Annotated in this window: 15 protein-coding genes; 10 read left to right on the top strand and 5 right to left on the bottom strand. The window is 72.8% G+C overall.

Translation table 11 applies throughout. The annotated features are described in order from the left end of the window. Positions 1 to 151: 151 nt before the first annotated feature. The 3 genes from pdhA to AC1DWH_RS08200 are packed head-to-tail and all read left to right on the top strand — an operon-like array spanning position 152 to position 3,692. Positions 152 to 1,282: a pyruvate dehydrogenase (acetyl-transferring) E1 component subunit alpha gene (gene pdhA / locus AC1DWH_RS08190; RefSeq protein ID WP_477093260.1), complete on the top strand. Its 1,131-nt coding sequence runs from the start codon at positions 152 to 154 to the stop codon at positions 1,280 to 1,282. After that, a complete protein-coding gene (locus AC1DWH_RS08195; RefSeq protein WP_477093261.1) occupies positions 1,282 to 2,289 on the top strand; it encodes an alpha-ketoacid dehydrogenase subunit beta in 1,008 nt (335 codons plus the stop codon). The genes pdhA and AC1DWH_RS08195 overlap by 1 nt, the downstream gene beginning before the upstream one ends. After that, positions 2,286 to 3,692 (top strand): dihydrolipoamide acetyltransferase family protein, encoded by a 1,407-nt coding sequence (locus tag AC1DWH_RS08200; protein ID WP_477093262.1) that lies wholly within the window; start codon positions 2,286 to 2,288, stop codon positions 3,690 to 3,692. The genes AC1DWH_RS08195 and AC1DWH_RS08200 overlap by 4 nt, the downstream gene beginning before the upstream one ends. Before the next feature lie 45 nt (positions 3,693 to 3,737). Here AC1DWH_RS08200 and AC1DWH_RS08205 read toward each other — a convergent pair whose 3' ends face one another. The 4 genes from AC1DWH_RS08205 to AC1DWH_RS08220 form a co-directional block, all read right to left on the bottom strand. Beyond that, positions 3,738 to 4,916, bottom strand: a complete 1,179-nt coding sequence (locus tag AC1DWH_RS08205) for an NAD(P)/FAD-dependent oxidoreductase (RefSeq protein ID WP_477093263.1) — start codon at positions 4,914 to 4,916, stop codon at positions 3,738 to 3,740. Between the two features lie 86 nt (positions 4,917 to 5,002). After that, positions 5,003 to 5,959, bottom strand: coding sequence for an RNA polymerase sigma factor SigJ (sigJ, locus tag AC1DWH_RS08210; RefSeq protein WP_477093264.1), 957 nt, complete (start codon positions 5,957 to 5,959; stop codon positions 5,003 to 5,005). A gap of 176 nt (positions 5,960 to 6,135) precedes the next feature. Further along, on the bottom strand, positions 6,136 to 7,503 hold the full coding sequence (locus tag AC1DWH_RS08215; RefSeq protein WP_477093265.1) for an HNH endonuclease signature motif containing protein: 1,368 nt from the start codon (positions 7,501 to 7,503) through the stop codon (positions 6,136 to 6,138). Between the two features lie 417 nt (positions 7,504 to 7,920). Further along, positions 7,921 to 8,517: an SACE_7040 family transcriptional regulator gene (locus AC1DWH_RS08220; protein ID WP_477093266.1), complete on the bottom strand. Its 597-nt coding sequence runs from the start codon at positions 8,515 to 8,517 to the stop codon at positions 7,921 to 7,923. Positions 8,518 to 8,698: 181 nt separating this feature from the next. Here AC1DWH_RS08220 and AC1DWH_RS08225 point away from each other — a divergent pair, with 181 nt between their 5' ends. From AC1DWH_RS08225 to AC1DWH_RS08255, 7 genes are all read left to right on the top strand, one after another. Continuing rightward, complete coding sequence (locus AC1DWH_RS08225) at positions 8,699 to 10,297, top strand: carboxyl transferase domain-containing protein (RefSeq protein WP_477093267.1); 1,599 nt, start codon at positions 8,699 to 8,701, stop codon at positions 10,295 to 10,297. A gap of 5 nt (positions 10,298 to 10,302) precedes the next feature. Beyond that, the gene (locus AC1DWH_RS08230) at positions 10,303 to 12,234 is read left to right on the top strand and encodes an acetyl/propionyl/methylcrotonyl-CoA carboxylase subunit alpha (protein WP_477093268.1); all 1,932 of its coding nucleotides are present in this window, start codon (positions 10,303 to 10,305) and stop codon (positions 12,232 to 12,234) included. Then, on the top strand, positions 12,231 to 13,406 hold the full coding sequence (locus AC1DWH_RS08235) for an acyl-CoA dehydrogenase family protein (protein WP_477093269.1): 1,176 nt from the start codon (positions 12,231 to 12,233) through the stop codon (positions 13,404 to 13,406). The genes AC1DWH_RS08230 and AC1DWH_RS08235 overlap by 4 nt, the downstream gene beginning before the upstream one ends. Further along, the gene (locus AC1DWH_RS08240; protein ID WP_477093270.1) at positions 13,403 to 13,870 is read left to right on the top strand and encodes a MaoC family dehydratase; all 468 of its coding nucleotides are present in this window, start codon (positions 13,403 to 13,405) and stop codon (positions 13,868 to 13,870) included. The genes AC1DWH_RS08235 and AC1DWH_RS08240 overlap by 4 nt, the downstream gene beginning before the upstream one ends. Beyond that, positions 13,867 to 14,667: an HpcH/HpaI aldolase/citrate lyase family protein gene (locus tag AC1DWH_RS08245; RefSeq protein ID WP_477093271.1), complete on the top strand. Its 801-nt coding sequence runs from the start codon at positions 13,867 to 13,869 to the stop codon at positions 14,665 to 14,667. The genes AC1DWH_RS08240 and AC1DWH_RS08245 overlap by 4 nt, the downstream gene beginning before the upstream one ends. Positions 14,668 to 14,782: 115 nt before the next feature. After that, positions 14,783 to 15,205, top strand: a complete 423-nt coding sequence (locus tag AC1DWH_RS08250) for an SgcJ/EcaC family oxidoreductase (protein ID WP_477093272.1) — start codon at positions 14,783 to 14,785, stop codon at positions 15,203 to 15,205. Further along, the gene (locus tag AC1DWH_RS08255; RefSeq protein WP_477093273.1) at positions 15,202 to 16,266 is read left to right on the top strand and encodes a sigma-70 family RNA polymerase sigma factor; all 1,065 of its coding nucleotides are present in this window, start codon (positions 15,202 to 15,204) and stop codon (positions 16,264 to 16,266) included. Before AC1DWH_RS08250 ends, AC1DWH_RS08255 begins: the two co-directional genes overlap by 4 nt. Here the strand turns inward: AC1DWH_RS08255 and AC1DWH_RS08260 are convergent. After that, entirely contained in the window at positions 16,253 to 17,077 is an 825-nt protein-coding gene (locus tag AC1DWH_RS08260; protein WP_477093274.1) for an alpha/beta fold hydrolase, read from the bottom strand. The genes AC1DWH_RS08255 and AC1DWH_RS08260 overlap by 14 nt on opposite strands. Positions 17,078 to 17,088: the final 11 nt, after the last annotated feature.

The raw sequence follows: 17,088 nt of genomic DNA on the forward strand, positions 1-17,088 counted from the left end.
CCTGTCCGTAGGACGACATTGTGCGCCGTACGGTCGACACTCGCGCCAGCCCATGGGCACAAGGTCCCTTGCCGACATACTCTGGCGGGACATCAGGCAATGGGGCCTAGCTTCACAAGAGCGACGGCTCCGCCACCAGACGGAGCGAAACATGTTGCGTACAGATGTGTCCCCCAGTCGTGCCCTGCGCACGGCCCGGCCCCAGACCGACGATCTCGTGAGGCTCGTGACGCCCGACGGCGTGCGCCACGACGACCCCGTGCACGACCCCTGGATCGCGGACGTCGACGACGACCAGCTGCGAGCCCTCTACGAGGACATGGTCGTCGTCCGCCGCTTCGACACCGAGGCCACGGCGCTCCAGCGGCAGGGACAGCTCGGGCTGTGGCCGCCGCTCCTGGGGCAGGAGGCCGCGCAGATCGGCTCCGCCCGCGCGCTGCGCACGGACGACTTCGTCTTCTCCAGCTACCGCGAGAACGGCGTGGCGTACTGCCGCGGCGCGCAGCCGGTCGACCTCATGCGCGTGTGGCGGGGGACCGCCCTGGCCGGCTGGGACCCGCGGTCCATCGGCATGGCGACGCCGCAGGTGATGATCGGCGCGCAGACCCTGCACGCCACCGGGTACGCGCTCGGCTGCGTGAAGGACGGCGTCGACTCCGTGGCCGTCGCGTACTTCGGGGACGGCGCCACCAGCAAGGGGGACGTGCACGAGGCGATGGTCTTCGCCGCGAGCTTTGCCGCCCCCGTCATCTTCTTCTGCCAGAACAACCAGTGGGCGATCTCGGAGCCGGTGGGCCTGCAGGCGCAGCGCTCGATCGCCGACCGTGCCCCCGGGTACGGGATCCCGAGCATCCGGGTCGACGGCAACGACGTGCTCGCGGTCATGGCCGCCACACGGATCGCCCTCGACCGGGCTCGCGCCGGCGACGGCCCGACGTTCATCGAGGCTGTCACGTACCGGATGGGGCCGCACACCACGTCCGACGACCCCACCCGGTACGTCGACCCGGCGGAGAAGTCGGAGTGGGCGGCGCAGGACCCGATCGTGCGGATCGAGCGGCTGCTCAAGGCCAAGGGCGCGCTCTCCGACGAGCAGACGGCCGAGATCACGCGGAAGGCCGACCAGTTCGCGACGGAGATGCGCAAGGGCTGCCTCGGTCTGCCGAACCCCGAGCCGCTGGCCGTCTTCGACCACGTGTTCGTCGAACCCACGGCGGCCCTCGAACGCCAGCGCAGCCAGTACGCCGCGTACCTCGAGATGTTCGACGGGGGTGAGGGCTGATGCGTGAGCTGACCCTGGCCGCCGCGCTCACCTCGGGCCTGCGGCACGCGCTCGACGACGACCCGACCGTGGTGCTGCTCGGCGAGGACATCGGCAAGCTCGGCGGCGTCTTCCGGGTGACCGACGGGCTGCAGCGCGACTTCGGCGCCGACCGCGTCATGGACACCCCGCTCGCGGAGGCCGGGATCATGGGTGTCGCCGTCGGCCTCGCGTACCGGGGCTACCGGCCCGTGGTCGAGATCCAGTTCGACGGCTTCGTCCACCCGGCCTTCGACCAGATGGTCACGCAGGTGGCGCGGCTGCACTACCGGACCGGCGGGGCCGTGCGGATGCCGATCACCGTGCGCATCCCGTACGGCGGCGGCATCGGCGCGGTGGAGCACCACTCCGAGTCGCCCGAGGCCTACTTCGCCCACACGCCCGGGCTGCGCGTGGTCACCTGCGGCGGCCCGCAGGACGCGCACACGATGCTGCGCCAGGCCATCGCGAGCGACGACCCCGTGGTGTTCTTCGAGCCGAAGCGCCGCTACTGGGTCAAGGGGGCGGTGGACGAGTCGCTCGACGGCGCCCTGCCGATGGACCGCGCCCGCGTGGTCGTCGAGGGGACCGACGTGACGATCGCCGCGTACGGACCGCTCGTCATCACGGCCCGCGACGCCGCGCTCGCCGCCCAGGACGACGGGCTGTCGGTCGAGGTCGTCGACCTGCGCTCGCTGTCGCCGCTCGACCTCGACACGCTCGAGGCGTCGGTCCGCAAGACCCGCCGGCTCGTCGTCACCCACGAGGCGCAGCAGAACGGCGGGCTCGGCGCCGAGATCGTCGCCGGCATCACCGACCGGTGCTTCGACGCGCTCGCGGCGGCGCCGGTCCGCGTCACCGGGTTCGACACGCCGTACCCGCCGGCCAAGCTCGAGGAGCACTTCCTGCCGGACCTCGATCGGCTGCTCGATGCCGTCGACCGGGTCATGGGCCGCCAGCACTCCCTGACCGGATGGAGCGCGCGATGAGCACCATGAAGCCCGTGACGATGCCCGATCTCGGTGAGGGCCTGACCGAGTCCGACCTGGTCGAGTGGATGGTGGCCGTGGGGGACACCGTCGAGCTGAACCAGGTGGTCGCCGACGTCGAGACCGCCAAGGCGCTCGTGCAGCTGCCGTCCCCGTACGCCGGGGTGGTCGCGGAGCTGCTGGTGGAGCCCGGCGCGACCGTGCTGGTCGGGGCGCCGCTGCTGATGATCGCGGTCGACGAGCCGAGCGTCGCCGAGGCGGCGTCGGACGACCCGACGCCGCCCGCGGCGAAGGTCGACGCGGTCGCGGTCGCCAACGACGAGCCTGCGCCGGCCAAAGCCCCCGAACGGACCTCCGTCCTCGTCGGCTACGGCCCGCTGGTCGAGGCGTCCGCACGTCCGCGGCGCCGGTCGCGGTCGGCGGGCTGGGTGGCCGCGCACGCGGTCGAGGAGGCCGAGACGCTTGCGCTTGCCGGTCGTCGGATCGGACCGAAGGTGCTGCCGCCGGTCCGCAAGCTGGCGCACGACCTCGGCGTGGACCTGAACCGGGTGGAGGGCACCGGCAAGGACGGCATGATCACGCGCGAGGACGTGCTGCACGTGGTGTCGGGTGCGGCGACGAGCGCCCCCCGTCCCCCGACCAGGGCAGCGCTGACCAGCACACACACGCCCACGAGGGTGGCGCCCGCCCCGACGTCGTCGGCCCGGGAGGTCCGGATCCCCGTCGCGGGCGTCCGCAAGCAGACGGCGTCGGCCATGGTGGCCAGCGCGTTCACCGCTCCGCACGCGTCGACGTCGCTCACGGTCGACGTCACGCCGACCATGGAGCTGTTGGAGGAGTTCCGGGCCGACCGCGCGCTCGAGGGCCACCGGATCACGATCCTCACCCTCGTCGCCAAGGCGGTCGCGGTCGCGGTCGGTCGCAACCCGTCGGTCAACGCACGGTGGGACGAGGCCGCCGGCGAGATCGTCCAGCTGGGCTACGTGCACCTCGGGATCGCCGCCGCGACCCCGCGCGGGCTGCTTGTGCCGAGCATCAAGGACGCCGACGCGCTGCGGCTGCCAGAGCTGGCCGACGCGATCGGTGCCCTGACGGAGGCCGCGAGGGCCGGCACGACCACCCCCGCGGACCTCGCCGGGGGCACGATCACGATCACCAACATCGGCGTCTTCGGCGTCGACACCGGTACGCCGATCCTGGTGCCGGGGCAGGCCGCGATCCTGGCGATGGGCGCGATCCGTCGGCAGCCGTGGGAGTTCCGCGACGAGATCGCGCTCCGCCAGGTGATGACGCTCAGCCTGTCGTTCGACCACCGCGTGGTCGACGGCGCGGAGGCTGCTCGCTTCCTTGCCGATGTGGGCGCGATCCTCGCCCGGCCGGGAGCCGTGCTGGCCATGGTGTAACCGTGCGCGCGAGGGACCCCCGGTGCGCCGGGGGTCCGTCGTCGCTCACGCCAGAGCCTGGATGGCCTCCACCGGCTCGGTCGCGCGCGTGCGGCGACGACGCGCCGGGTACGGCACGGGATGCGCCACCGTCCACGCCGCGCCCGCGCAGATCAGCTCCTTGTACCGGGCGGCCAGGCGACCGCCCGGCGCCATGGACCGCGACCGGTCGTCGCCGGTGACCATCTGCACGAGACCGTCGCGCCGTCCCAGACTGATGCACTGGTGCACGTAGGCCAGCGGCACGTGGGGGAGCCGGCCGCCGGTGAGGCGGGCGACGACGGAGTCCGCGGCCTGCCACGCCATGGGGATCCCGGACGCGCACGACATGCGCAGCGGGTTGCCCACCCGGCCGTGCGCCAGCGCCGCGTCGCCGACCGCGTAGACGTCGGGGTGCGAGACGGACCGCATCGTGCCGTCGACGAGGATCTGCCCGCGGTCGGTGACCGCCAGCGACGACGAGGCCGCGATCGGGTGGGCCGCGAAGCCCGCCGCCCAGACGGTCACGTCCGCGGGAAGGGCGTCGCCGGCGTCGGTGACGACTCCCGTGGCGCCGACGCTCGCGACGTCCGCGTTCTCGTGGACCGTGACGCCGAGCCGGTCGAACGTGCCGCGCAGGTGGTGCTGACCCGCCGCCGACAGCCAGTCGCCGAGGTCGCCTCGCACGGCGATCGCGACGTCCAGGTGCGCGAATGACTCGGCGATCTCGCTGGTCGCCTCGATGCCGGTCAGGCCCCCGCCGACGACGACCACCCGCCCGCCCGGAGCGAGTCCGCGCAGCCGGTCCCGCAGCCGGAGCGCGCCCGGTCGGCTGGCGACCTCGTCCGCGTGCTCGAACACGCCCGGGACGCCGTGGTCGTCGCGCGCGCTGCCGAGCGCGTAGACGAGCGTGTCGTACGGCAGGTCGTCGCCCCCCGCCAGGGCGACGGTCTTGGTGTCGACGTCGAGGGAGACGACGCGCGAAACGCGCAGGGCGACTCCCGTTCCCGCGAGCAGCTCGCGCAGGGGGCGCGGGCGCAGGTCCTGCCCGGTGGCCAGCTGGTGCATCCGGATCCGCTCGACGAAGTCGGGCTCGGCGTTGACCAGGGTGATCTCGACGTCGTCGCCGTGCAGACGTCGCGCCAGCCGGCCGGCGGCGGAGGCCCCGGCGTAGCCGGCTCCGAGGATGACGATGCGGTGCTTCATGGCTCGCTCCTGTCGTGGATCGGTGGTGCCTCCTGAACTGGACGGCTCCGCGATCCCTGACAGCCCGGCGGTGTGACGCCGGTCACTCACCAGCCGCTGAGCAACGGCTCCCCGTGCTCCGAGGCCGCCCACTGCCGCTCGGCGCGGTCCAGCTTCTCGGGGTTGACCTGCGAGCGGATCGCGGCGATTCCCGCGTCCGTCACCTCCAGGCTCATCACGCCGACGAGGCGGTCGCCGACCATCGCGACCAGCGCCGGGCCGCCGTTGGCCGTCCAGGCGTAGAAGTCGGGGCTGCCACCGAGGAGCGCGCGCTTGGCGTCGGCGGGCCGGAACAGCCCACGCAGGAACTGCGCGACCGCCGGGGCGCCGAAGAACGGCTTCGCGCGCGCGGGGACGTACCCGCCACCGTCGCCGACACCCATGGCATCGGCGGTCAGCAGGCGCAGCAGCGGCTCGGTCCGGCCGCTGGTCGCCGCCGCCAGGAACTCCTCGACGACCTGCCGGGCCGCGTCCTGGTCGACCTCGATGCGGACCTTCTCCGCCGCCAGGTGCTGCTTGGCGCGGTGGAGGATCTGCTGGCTGCCCGCCTCCGTGATGTCGAGCATCTCGGCGATCTCCGCGTGCGAGTAGGAGAACGCCTCGCGGAGCACGTAGACCGCGCGCTCGTTCGGGGTCAGGCGCTCCATGAGCACCAGGACCGCCGTCGAGACCGACTCCCGCTGCTCGGCCGTGTCCGCCGGGCCGAGCATCGGGTCGCCGGCGAGCAGCGGCTCCGGCAGCCACTCGCCGACGTAGACCTCGCGCCGTGCTCGGGCGGACTGCAGCTGGGTCAGGCAGAGGTTGGTCAGCGCCCGGGTCAGCCACGCAGCAGGGACCCTGACCTGCTCGCGATCGGCGCCTTCCCACCGCAGGTACGTCTCTTGGACGACGTCCTCGGCCTCCGCCGCGGAGCCCAGCAGGCGGTAGGCGATGGCCTCGAGGCGGGGCCGGAGCGACTCGAAGACCTCGACGTCGGCTGCCCTGTCCGTGCCGTTAGCGCTCACGCCTCGACCCTACGACGTGAGCCTGACGCCGCTTCGTGAGCCTGACGCCCTATCCGCCCCCCGCCCCGAGAGCGGTTCCGGTCCTCAGTTCTGGTCGCGACGGCACCGGGCGGCCGCGCCAGAGCCCGACGGCCATGTCGGAGCCGGACGGCGGTGTCGAAGGTCGGACGACTGTGTCAGAAGGGTGGGTCGCCGAGGTCGATCGGGCGTGGGGGTGGTTGGTGGGTGTGGAGGTCGGGGGTGGTGTGGATGCGTGCGGGGTGGCGGGCGTAGGTCAGGCCGTGTCGGTCGGTCCAGGTGGAGACCCCGGTGGCGGGGTTGTAGGTGACGTTCCACCAGCCTTCGGTCTCGGCTTGGTGGTGGTGTTTGCACAGGGCGTGCAGGTTCGCCTCACAGGTCTGCGGCTCGTGTGCCTGACTGTGGCCCGGGTGCGGTTGGTCAGCCGTGCCGCGGTCGTGGTCATAGGGGGTGCGGTGGTCGATCTCGCAGCGGGTGGCGGGTTGGCGGCAGCCGGGGAAGGTGCAGGTCACGTCCCGGGCTTGCACGGTCCGGGTCAGATCCGCCCCCGGGCGGTACGACGTCGTGCCCACGGCGCAGACCTGCCCGGTGGTGTCGGTCAGGACGCGACGCCAGGTGCCCTCCTGGGCGAGCTCGCGGGCGACCTGCGCCGGCACCGGCCCGTACGACCCCAGGAACCCGGGCGCGTCATCCAGACCGAGCAGCGTGGTCGCGGCCACGGACAGCTGCACCGCGACCCTCTGCCCGTGCTTACGAGGCAACGGGGTGCCGTCGGGGGTGGCCTGCCGGTCCAGGATGGCGGTGAACACGTCACTGAACGCGTCCGCCCGCCGCTGGTCCACGGTGCGCTGGTCCCCGTCGAGGGCGGCGTGCCCGGCCAGGGCGTCGATCGCGGTGAACGCCGCCGTGGCCTCGGCGGCGGGTAGGTAGGCGACCAGTCGGGCCATCGCGTCGGGGGCCAGGATGAGGTCGATGCCGCGGCGGTCACGTTCGGCGAGGCGACGCTTCTCCACGTGGGTGGGGTTGCGGGCGATCAGGGTGGCGCGCACGTGCCGAGCCAGCTGCGGTGCCGTCAACTCGGAGGACCGGGCGATCGCGTCGTCGATCACGGCACGCACCGCGCCCGCCTCGAGCCCGGACGCGCTCTTGGTGACTTCGTCGAGGATGATGTCGATCTTGCGGGCCTCGATCGCCCCGGCCGCCCACGCGTCGCCCAGGGCGGGGTGCTGGGCGGTGCCCCAGGCGCGCAGGAACACCATCTCCGCCGACCGCCTCGTGCACACCAGCGCACACGCCAGCTCGTCCGGGACATGCCGCAACGCGTCCGTGGTGCGGGCTTCGATCTCGCGGACCACGACGGCTTGGGCGGCCTGCAGCATCGCGATCGCCTGCGCCATCCCCGTCACCGTGTTCACCAACGCCACGTCCGAGACGTCCGCCACCGGCACCGACGTCAACAACGCGACCAGGTCACCGACATCGACCCCGGGCAGCGGGAAGTCCTCAACCGCGCTCAGGTCGATCACGCGCGCACCCGGTGCGGGCACCGGAGCCACACCTGGCCGGGCGCCGTGACCCGAGTCCGCCCACACCAACCCTGCCGCCGCACGCGCGACCGACGAAGGCGGAGACCCCGGGGCAGCGGTGGTGGGAGACGACGCGGGCGGCGCAGGCACGGACCGGGTGGTGGCCGTCGGCGAAGGGGCGCTGCAGGCGGGTGGAGCGGCAGCTGGCGCAGCCGGGCCAGCGACCGCGGTCGTCTCCATCACCGCCGTCACCACGCCACCTCCACCCGCACGAACCGCCCGGTCCGGGCATAGAACAACTGTACGACCGACCACTGACATAGGCCTCTGACCAGGACAAACAGCGGGGCCGGACACGGGGAGCCGGCGGCGAGCGCGCCTGCGCCGGCTGCGTGGGCTTCGTGCGAGTCGAACGGACTACCGCCCCAACGCCGCCAGCGCCATCTCCTCGAGCAGGGCGCGCGTGCGGGCAGAGGTCACCGACCGCACGCTGTGCGGCGTGGAGTTCAGCAGCCCGAACGTCGCCTGGGCGCGCAACCGGAGCTCGGCGCGCTCGGTCGACGGGCTGAGCCGCGCGAGCACGTCGACCCACAGGTCGATGTAGCGACGCTGCAGGTCCCGGACCGAGTCGCGGTCCTGCGGGGTCAGGGCGGCGATGTCGCGGTCCTGCACGCGGATGACGTCGGGCTCGCGCAGCGCGAAGTCGGCGTGGAACCGGACGAGCGAGGTCAAGGCAGCGGAGTCGTCCGCGGCGCGCTCAACCACGGAACGGCCGCCGTCGAGAAGGCCCTGGCTGACGTCGACCAACAGCGCCGCGAGCACGGCCTGCTTGCTGGGGAAGTGGCGGTACACGGCCGGGCCGCTGATGCCGACCGCCGAGCCGAGGTCCTCGATGGAGACGCCGTCGAAGCCGCGGCTGGCGAAGAGCCGGGCGGCGGCCGACAGCAGCGCGTCGCGGCGCTCGGCCTTGGCCCGGCCGCGGGCGGTGGGCCGGGTGTCGACCTGCTCGGCCATGCGGTCTCCTCCCTGGACAACGGCGTGTCTCGTGGACAACGGCGTGACTCGTGGCCGACGGCACCACTCGTGGGCAACGGCGCCACTCGTGGACAACGGCGTGATCGCAGACTAGCCTCCTTTCAGTTAGCGATCCCTAACTGAGTCTGATTTCTCCAGCCACCCCTTGGAGACAGCGTCGATGGAGATGCTCCGCACCACCGCGGACCCGACCGGGCCCTCGTTCCAGGCGAACGAGCGCGCGCAGCGGGCCCTCGTCGACGAGTTGCGGGACCGGCTGCGCACCGCGGCGGACGGGGGGCCCCAGAGGTCCCGCGACCGCCACGTCGCCCGCGGCAAGCTGCTCCCGCGCGAGCGCATCGACGTCCTCCTCGACGACGGGAGCCCGTTCCTCGAGGTCGCGCCGCTGGCCGCCTACGGCCTGTACGACGACGAGGCGCCGGCCGCCGGGGTCATCGCGGGCATCGGGCTCGTGCACGGCCGGCACGTGATGGTCTTGTCCAACGACGCGACCGTGAAGGGCGGCACGTACTTCCCGCTGACGGTGAAGAAGCACCTGCGCGCGCAGGAGATCGCGCTCGAGAACCGGCTGCCGTGCATCTACCTGGTCGACTCCGGCGGCGCGTTCCTGCCCAAGCAGGACGAGGTCTTCCCCGACCGCGACCACTTCGGCCGGATCTTCTTCAACCAGGCGCGCATGTCCGCCGAGGGCATCCCGCAGATCGCCTGCGTCATGGGCTCGTGCACGGCCGGCGGCGCGTACGTCCCCGCGATGAGCGACGAGACGGTGATCGTCCGCGGCCAGGGGACGATCTTCCTGGGCGGCCCGCCTCTGGTGAAGGCGGCGACCGGCGAGGTGGTCACGGCCGAGGACCTGGGCGGCGGTGAGCTGCACTCGCGGACCTCGGGCGTCACGGACCACCTGGCGGAGAACGACGCGCACGCCCTGCAGATCGTCCGGGACATCGTGGCGACCCTGCCCGCGCCGCGGGAGACCGCGTGGTCCGTCGACGAGAGCCGGCCGCCCAAGGTCGACGAGAGCCAGCTGTACGGCGTCGTCCCCACCGACCTGCAGACGGCGTACGACGTGCGCGAGGTCATCGCGCGGCTGGTGGACGGCAGCGAGCTGCACGAGTTCAAGCGCGAGTTCGGGACCACGCTGGTCACGGGGTTCGCGCGGCTGCACGGGCACCCCGTCGGCATCGTCGCCAACAACGGGGTGCTGTTCAGCGAGTCGGCGCTCAAGGGCGCGCACTTCATCGAGCTGTGCGACCAGCGCGGCATCCCGCTGGTGTTCCTGCAGAACGTCAACGGCTTCATGGTCGGCCGGGACTACGAGGCCGGTGGCATCGCGAAGCACGGCGCCAAGATGGTCACCGCCGTCGCGACCACCCGCGTGCCCAAGCTGACCGTGGTGATCGGCGGCTCGTTCGGCGCCGGCAACTACTCGATGTGCGGGCGCGCGTACTCCCCGCGGTTCCTGTGGATGTGGCCCGCGAGCCGGATCTCGGTCATGGGCGGCCCGCAGGCGTCGTCGGTGCTGGCCACCGTGCGCCGCGAGCAGCTGGGTGACGACTGGAGCGCCGCCGACGAGGAGGCGTTCAAGGCGCCGATCCGCGAGCAGTACGAGACCCAGGGGAGCCCCTACTACGCCACCGCGCGGCTGTGGGACGACGGGATCATCGACCCCGCGGACACCCGGCGGGTGCTCGGCATGGCCCTCGACGTCTGCGCCACCGTCCCCCTGACCGAGCCGCGCCTCGGTCTGTTCCGGATGTGAGCGCCATGTTCCGCACCGTGCTGGTGGCCAACCGCGGCGAGATCGCGTGCAGGGTGGTCGCGACCCTGCGCCGGCTCTCGATCCGACCCGTCGCCGTCTACACCGACCCCGACCGGCTCGCGCTCCACGTCGCGCGCGCCGACGAGGCCGTGCGGATCGACAGCTACCTGTCCATCGACGCGATCGTCGCGGCGGCGCAGGCCACCGGGGCCGAGGCGATCCACCCGGGCTACGGCTTCCTGTCCGAGAACGCGGACCTGGCTCGGGCGTGCGAGGCGGCGGGCATCGCGTTCGTCGGACCCGGGGTCAAGGCCCTGGACGTCATGGGCGACAAGATCCGAGCCAAGGAGCACGTGTCCGCGGCCGGCGTCCCCGTGATCCCGGGGGTGGCGTTGACCGGCGTCGGCGACGACGAGGCCGCCGCGCGCGTCGGGTACCCGCTGCTGGTCAAGCCGTCGGCGGGCGGCGGTGGCAAGGGCATGGCGGTCGTCGAGAGCGCCGCGGGGCTGCACGAGGCGCTCGTCGGCGCGCGACGGGTGGCCGCCGCCGCGTTCGGCGACGACACGCTGCTGCTCGAGCGCCTGGTGCCCACGCCCCGGCACATCGAGGTCCAGCTGCTGGCCGACGAGCACGGGCACGTGATCCACCTGGGCGAACGTGAGTGCTCGCTGCAGCGTCGGCACCAGAAGGTGGTCGAGGAGGCGCCGTCGCCGCTGCTCACCGCGGCCGTCCGCGAGCGCATCGGCGCGGCGGCCTGCGACGTCGCCCGGACCGTCGGCTACGTCGGCGCCGGGACCGTCGAGTTCCTGGTGTCCGACGAGGCGCCCACGGAGTTCTTCTTCATGGAGATGAACACGCGGCTGCAGGTGGAGCACCCGGTCACGGAGCTGGTCACCGGGCTGGACCTGGTCGAGTGGCAGCTGCGGATCGCCGCGGGGGAGCCGCTCGGCCTCACGCAGGACGACGTGGTCCTCACCGGCCACGCGATCGAGGCCCGGGTGTACGCCGAGGACCCGTCGCGGGAGTTCCTGCCCACCGCCGGCACGGTGCGCGTGCTCGACGAGCCGACGGGCGAGGGCGTCCGGGTCGACAGCTCGCTGTTCGCGGGCCTGGAGATCGGCTCGACCTACGACCCGATGCTGTCCAAGGTGATCGCCTGGGCTCCGACCCGCGACGAGGCCGTCGCCCGCCTGGACGGGGCCCTGGCCGGCACGACGATCCTGGGCGTCCGCACCAACCTCGGCTACCTGCGCCAGATCCTCGCGGACCCGTCCGTGCGCGCCGGTCGGCTCGACACTGGGCTGCTCGGACGGCTGGTGCCCGCGGCGCGGGTCCCGAGCCCGGTGTCCGTCGCCGCGGCGGCGCTGTGGCTCCACGGCAACCCGGGCACCGGCCCGTGGCGGTCCGACGGGTGGCGCCTCGGGGACCCGCGACCGACCCGCTACGAGTTCCGGGACGTCGGCGAGGTCGCCGTGCTCGGCAGCACGATCCAGGTCGGCGACGCCCCGCCCGTCCGCGCGACCCTCGTGCGTCGGGGGCCCGACACGGCCGAGGTGGAGCTCGACGGCGTGGTGCACACCGTGCGGATCGCGGCCGAGGGCCCCGTCGTCTGGGTGGGGTCCGACGAGCTACGCGTCGTCAGCAGGGTCGAACGGCTGGGCCACGAGCTCGCCGCGCGCACCGGCGGCGAGCGACCCACCGACCCGGACGTCCGCTCTCCGATGCCCGGCATCGTCGTCTCGATCGACGTGGCGACTGGCGACAGCGTCGTCGCAGGTCAGAACCTCCTCACGATCGAGGCGATGAAGATGGAGCACCGGGTCGTCGCCCCCAGCGACGGCATCGTCACCCTCACGGTCCGACCGACCGACCGGGTGGCTCTCGACCACGTGGTGGCCACCATCACCGGCCACCCCCACGAAGGGATCCCGGCATGACCTACGACCTCACCCCCGAGCAGCAGAAGCTCGCCGACGAGGTGCGCGACTTCGCGGACACCGTCGTGGCGCCGGCCGCGTACGAGTACGACACCAAGCGCGAGCTGCCGTACGAGATCCTCGCCCAGATGGGGGAGATGGGGCTGTTCGGGCTGCCGTTCCCGACGGAGTTCGGCGGCCAGGGGCGTGACTACGTCGACCTCTGCCTGGCGGTCGAGCAGCTGGCCCGCGTCGACCAGTCCATCGCGGTGACGCTGGAGGCCGGCGTCGGGCTCGGGGCGATGCCCGTGTGGCGGAGCGGGACCGAGGCGCAGAAGCAGGAGTGGATCCCGATGCTCGCGCAGGGCAAGGCGCTCGCGGCCTTCGGGCTGACGGAGGCCGACGCCGGGTCCGACGCGTCCGGGACCAAGACCACCGCCCGGCTCGAGAACGGTGAGTGGGTCATCGACGGGACCAAGCAGTTCATCACCAACTCGGGCTCGAAGATCACGCGGCTGGTCACGATCACCGCGGTGACCGGTGAGAGCGTCCGCGACGACGGCTCGATCAAGAAGGAGCTGACCGCGATCCTGGTGCCCTCCGGCACGCCGGGCTTCACGGTCCTGCCCCCCTACGACAAGGTCGGCTGGCACACCTCCGACACCCACCCGCTGCGGTTCGAGGACGTCCGAGTGCCGGAGGCGAACCTGCTGGGCGCGCGCGGCCGCGGCTTCGCGCAGTTCATCCAGACGCTCGACGAGGGCCGGGTCGCGTTCGCCGCGCTGTGCGCCGGGGCGGCGCAGGGCTGCCTCGAGGAGTCCATGCGCTACGCGAAGAGCCGCAACGTGTTCGGCCACCCCATCGGCGAGAACCAGCACATCGCGTTCACCATCGCCCGCATGGAGGCCCGCGTGCACTCGGCTCGGCTGGCGTGGCTCGACGCCGCGCACCGGCTCGTCGCCGGCCAGCCGTTCAAGCTCGAGGCGAGCCTGGCCAAGCTCATCGCCAGCGAGGCCGCCATGGACAACGCCCGTGACGCGACCCAGATCTTCGGCGGCATGGGCGTGATGAACGAGAACCCGGTGGCCCGGCACTACCGCGACTCCAAGATCCTCGAGATCGGTGAGGGGACCACGCAGGTCCAGCTCATGGTGATCGCGCGGGAGCTGGGCTTCACGGGGGCGCCTCGATGACCCGCGACGTCGAGCAGCGCGGCCTCTGGTACGAGGAGCTCGAGCTGGACACCCGGTACGTGCACCGGCCGGGCCGGACCCTGACCGAGGCGGACAACGTCCTGTTCAGCACGCTGACCATGAACGGTCAGGCGCTGCACCTCGACGCGGCCTGGTCGGCGGAGCAGCCGTTCGGGCAGCGGCTGGTGAACTCGATGATGACCCTGGCCGTGCTGGTCGGCAGCTCCGTGGACCAGCTGACCCAGGGCACGATCGTGGCGAACCTCGGCTTCACCGACGTGCGGTTCCCGCACCCGCTGTTCCACGGCGACACGCTCTACGCGTCGACGATCGTGCGCGACAAGCGGCTCTCGGGGTCGCGGCCCGGGCAGGGGGTCGTGACGCTCGAGCACACCGGCCGGAACCAGGACGACGTCGTGGTCGCGGTCGCCACGCGGACCGTCCTGTTCTGGTGCCGCCCATGAGAGGCCCGGCGCTCCTGTTCTGCCCCGCCGACCGCCCCGACCGGTACGACAAGGCGGCGGCCCGGGCCGACAGCGTGGTCCTCGACCTCGAGGACGCGGTCGCGCCCGACGACAAGACCGCCGCCCGGCAGCACCTCGCCACGGCCTCGCTCGACCCGGCGCGCACGATCGTCCGCGTGAACCCGTCCGGGACGCGGGACCTCGCCGACGACCTCGCCGCGCTCGCGGGCATGCCGTACCGGACGGTCATGCTGGCCAAGGCGGCGCACGCCCGGCACCTGCGCGTCCTGGCGGACTTCGACGTGATCGCGCTGGTCGAGACCGCCGCGGGCGTGGTGAACGCCGCCTCGATCGCCGCCGAGCCGAACGTCGTCGCCCTGATGTGGGGCGCGGAGGACCTGGTCGCCTCCCTGGGCGGCACGTCGAGCCGGCGGCCCGACGGCACGTACCGGGACGTCGCGCTCCACGCCCGCTCGACGGTCCTGCTCGCCGCCGGCGCCCACGGCAAGGCCGCCATCGACGCGGTGCACCTCGACATCGCCGACCTGGACGGCCTCGCCCGGGAGGCCTCCGACGCGGTTGCCAGCGGGTTCGCCGCGACCGCGTGCATCCACCCGTCGCAGGTCGACGTCATCCGCGCGGCGTACCGGCCCGACGAGGCCCAGGTCGCGTGGGCGCGTGCCGTGCTCGAGGCCGCGGCGGGGCAGCACGGAGTCTTCCGCTGGGAGGGGCAGATGGTCGATGCGCCCGTCCTGCGCCACGCCGAGCAGGTGCTGCGCAGCACCCCCACCGCCTGACTGCCGTCCGCAGCCGGATCCGTCGCCGCGGACCGATGAGTTCGCCACGCCCCGCCGGTATGTACCTGTGAGGCCGGACCCGGCCTGTCAGGTACGACGCAGACAGGAGTGCATCATGACGACGATCGACACGCTCGACACCCGCGACACGAACGACACCGTGGCCGTCGCGGACCTGCTGGCACGGATGGGCGCCGCGTGGGCCGCCCACGACGCCACCGCGTTCGCGGACCTCTACGCCGACGACGCCACGGTGGTCACCGCAGGCACGTACATCCAGGGCAAGGAGCAGATCCGCGCCTTCATGGTGGCGGGCTTCGACGGCCCGCTGCGGGGCACCGAGTCGACGGAGCAGCCGCAGCGGATCCGGTTCCTCGCGCCGGACGTCGCCGTGGTGGACAGTCTCGGCGGCTACCGCCCTGCGGGGGAGGCCGTCGTGCCGCCCCACCTGCAGCGTCGCGCCACGTGGGTGCTCGCGCGGACCGGCGGCGACTGGCTGGTGGAGTCGTACCACAACTGCGCGGCGAACCCCGCGTGACGATCGTGGCAGGGGGGCTCGGCACGGCGGTGGTCCGCCGGCCGAGCCCCGCCCCGGCGTCGCGACCGGCAGAATCCGACCGGGAGAAGGGTGGGTCGCCGGTGACGGTCAGCGAGGACTTCGCACAGCAGACGCTGCCGTACCGGCGTGAGCTCCTGGCGCACTGCTACCAGATGCTCGGGTCGGTGCACGACGCCGAGGACCTGGTGCAGGAGACCCTCCTGCGCGCGTGGCGCTCGTTCGACCGGTACGACGACCAGCGCGCGTCGATCCGCACCTGGCTCCACCGGATCGCGACCAACGCCTGCCTCACCGCGCTCGAGGGGCGTCGACGTCGGCCGCTGCCGTCGGGGCTCGGGGCGCCAGGCGACGACCCGACGGCGCCTCTGGTGCCCTCGCTGGAGGTGCCGTGGCTCGAGCCGATGCCGGACGCCCTGGTGGACCCCGCGTCGGTGGTCGTGGCACGCGGGCAGCTGCGGCTCGCGCTGGTCGCGGCGATGCAGCACCTGCCGGCCCGGCAGCGCGCCATCCTCATCATGCGCGAGGTGCTCGAGTGGTCGGCGGCCGAGGCGGCCGACGCGCTGGGCACCACGCCGGCCGCGGTCAACAGCGGGCTGCAACGGGCCCGGGCGCGGCTGGAGGACCTGGGCATCGGCGCGGACCACGTGACGGAGCCCGTCAGCGCCGAGCAGCGCGGTGTCGTGGAGCGCTACGTCGCCGCGTTCGTCGACGGCAACCTGGCGGCGGTCGGCCGGCTGCTCGCCGAGGACGTCGTGCTGGAGATGCCGCCCGTCCTCGCCTGGTACCGCGGGCCCGAGGACGTCGTCGGGTTCCTGGCCGACGTGTTCCGGCGGCGAGGAGCGGACTGGCAGATGGTCCCGATCGGGTCCAACGGCCAGCCCGCCCTCGCGGCCTACGTGCGGGACGGGGCGACGTACCGGATCCACTCGATCCAGGTGTTCTCGGCGACCGAGCACGCGATCACCCGGTCCGTGGTGTTCACGGACCCGGCGGTCGTCGCGGCCTTCGCCGTCCCCGCACAGCTGGTCAGGAGCGGATGAACTCCAGGAGGTCCGCGTTGATCGTCGCGGCCTCGGTGGTCGGCATCCCGTGCGGGAACCCGGCGTAGGTCTTCAGCGTCCCGTTCTGCAGGAGCGCCGCGGACAGGGGGCCGGAGTCTGCGTACGGGACCACCTGGTCGTCGTCGCCGTGCATCACCAGCGTGGGGACGGTGATCTTCTTGAGGTCCTCGGTGAAGTCGGTCTGCGAGAAGGCGACGATGCCGTCGTAGTGGGCCTTCGCGCCGCCCATCATCCCCTGGCGCCACCAGTTCGCGATGATCGCCTCCGACGGCTCGCGGCCCGGGCGGTTGAAGCCGTAGAACGCGGTGGACGGCAGGTCGCGGTAGAAGTTCGACCGGTTGGTGGCCACCTGCTCCTGCAGGCCGTCGAAGACCTCCTTCGGCAGACCGCCGGGGTTGGAGTCGGTCTTCACCATGATCGGCGGCACGGCGGCGATCAGCACGGCCTTGGCCACGCGGCTCTCGCCGTGGCGGGCGATGTAGTGGACGACCTCACCGCCGCCGGTGGAGTGCCCGATGTGCACGGCGTCGTGCAGGTCGAGCGCGGTGGTGAGCGCCGCCAGGTCGTCGGCGTAGTGGTCCATGTCGTGGCCGCCGTCGGTCTGCGTCGAGCGGCCGTGGCCCCGGCGGTCGTGGGCGATCACCCGGTAGCCGTGGAGCCGGAAGAACATGAGCTGGGCGTCCCAGTCGTCGGACGACAGCGGCCAGCCGTGACTGAACACGAGCGGCTGTCCGGAGCCCCAGTCCTTGTAGAAGATCTCAACGCCGTCAGTGGTCGTGATCGTGCCCATTCGATTCCTCC

This window comes from Cellulomonas sp. P2_F12, from assembly GCF_056403775.1.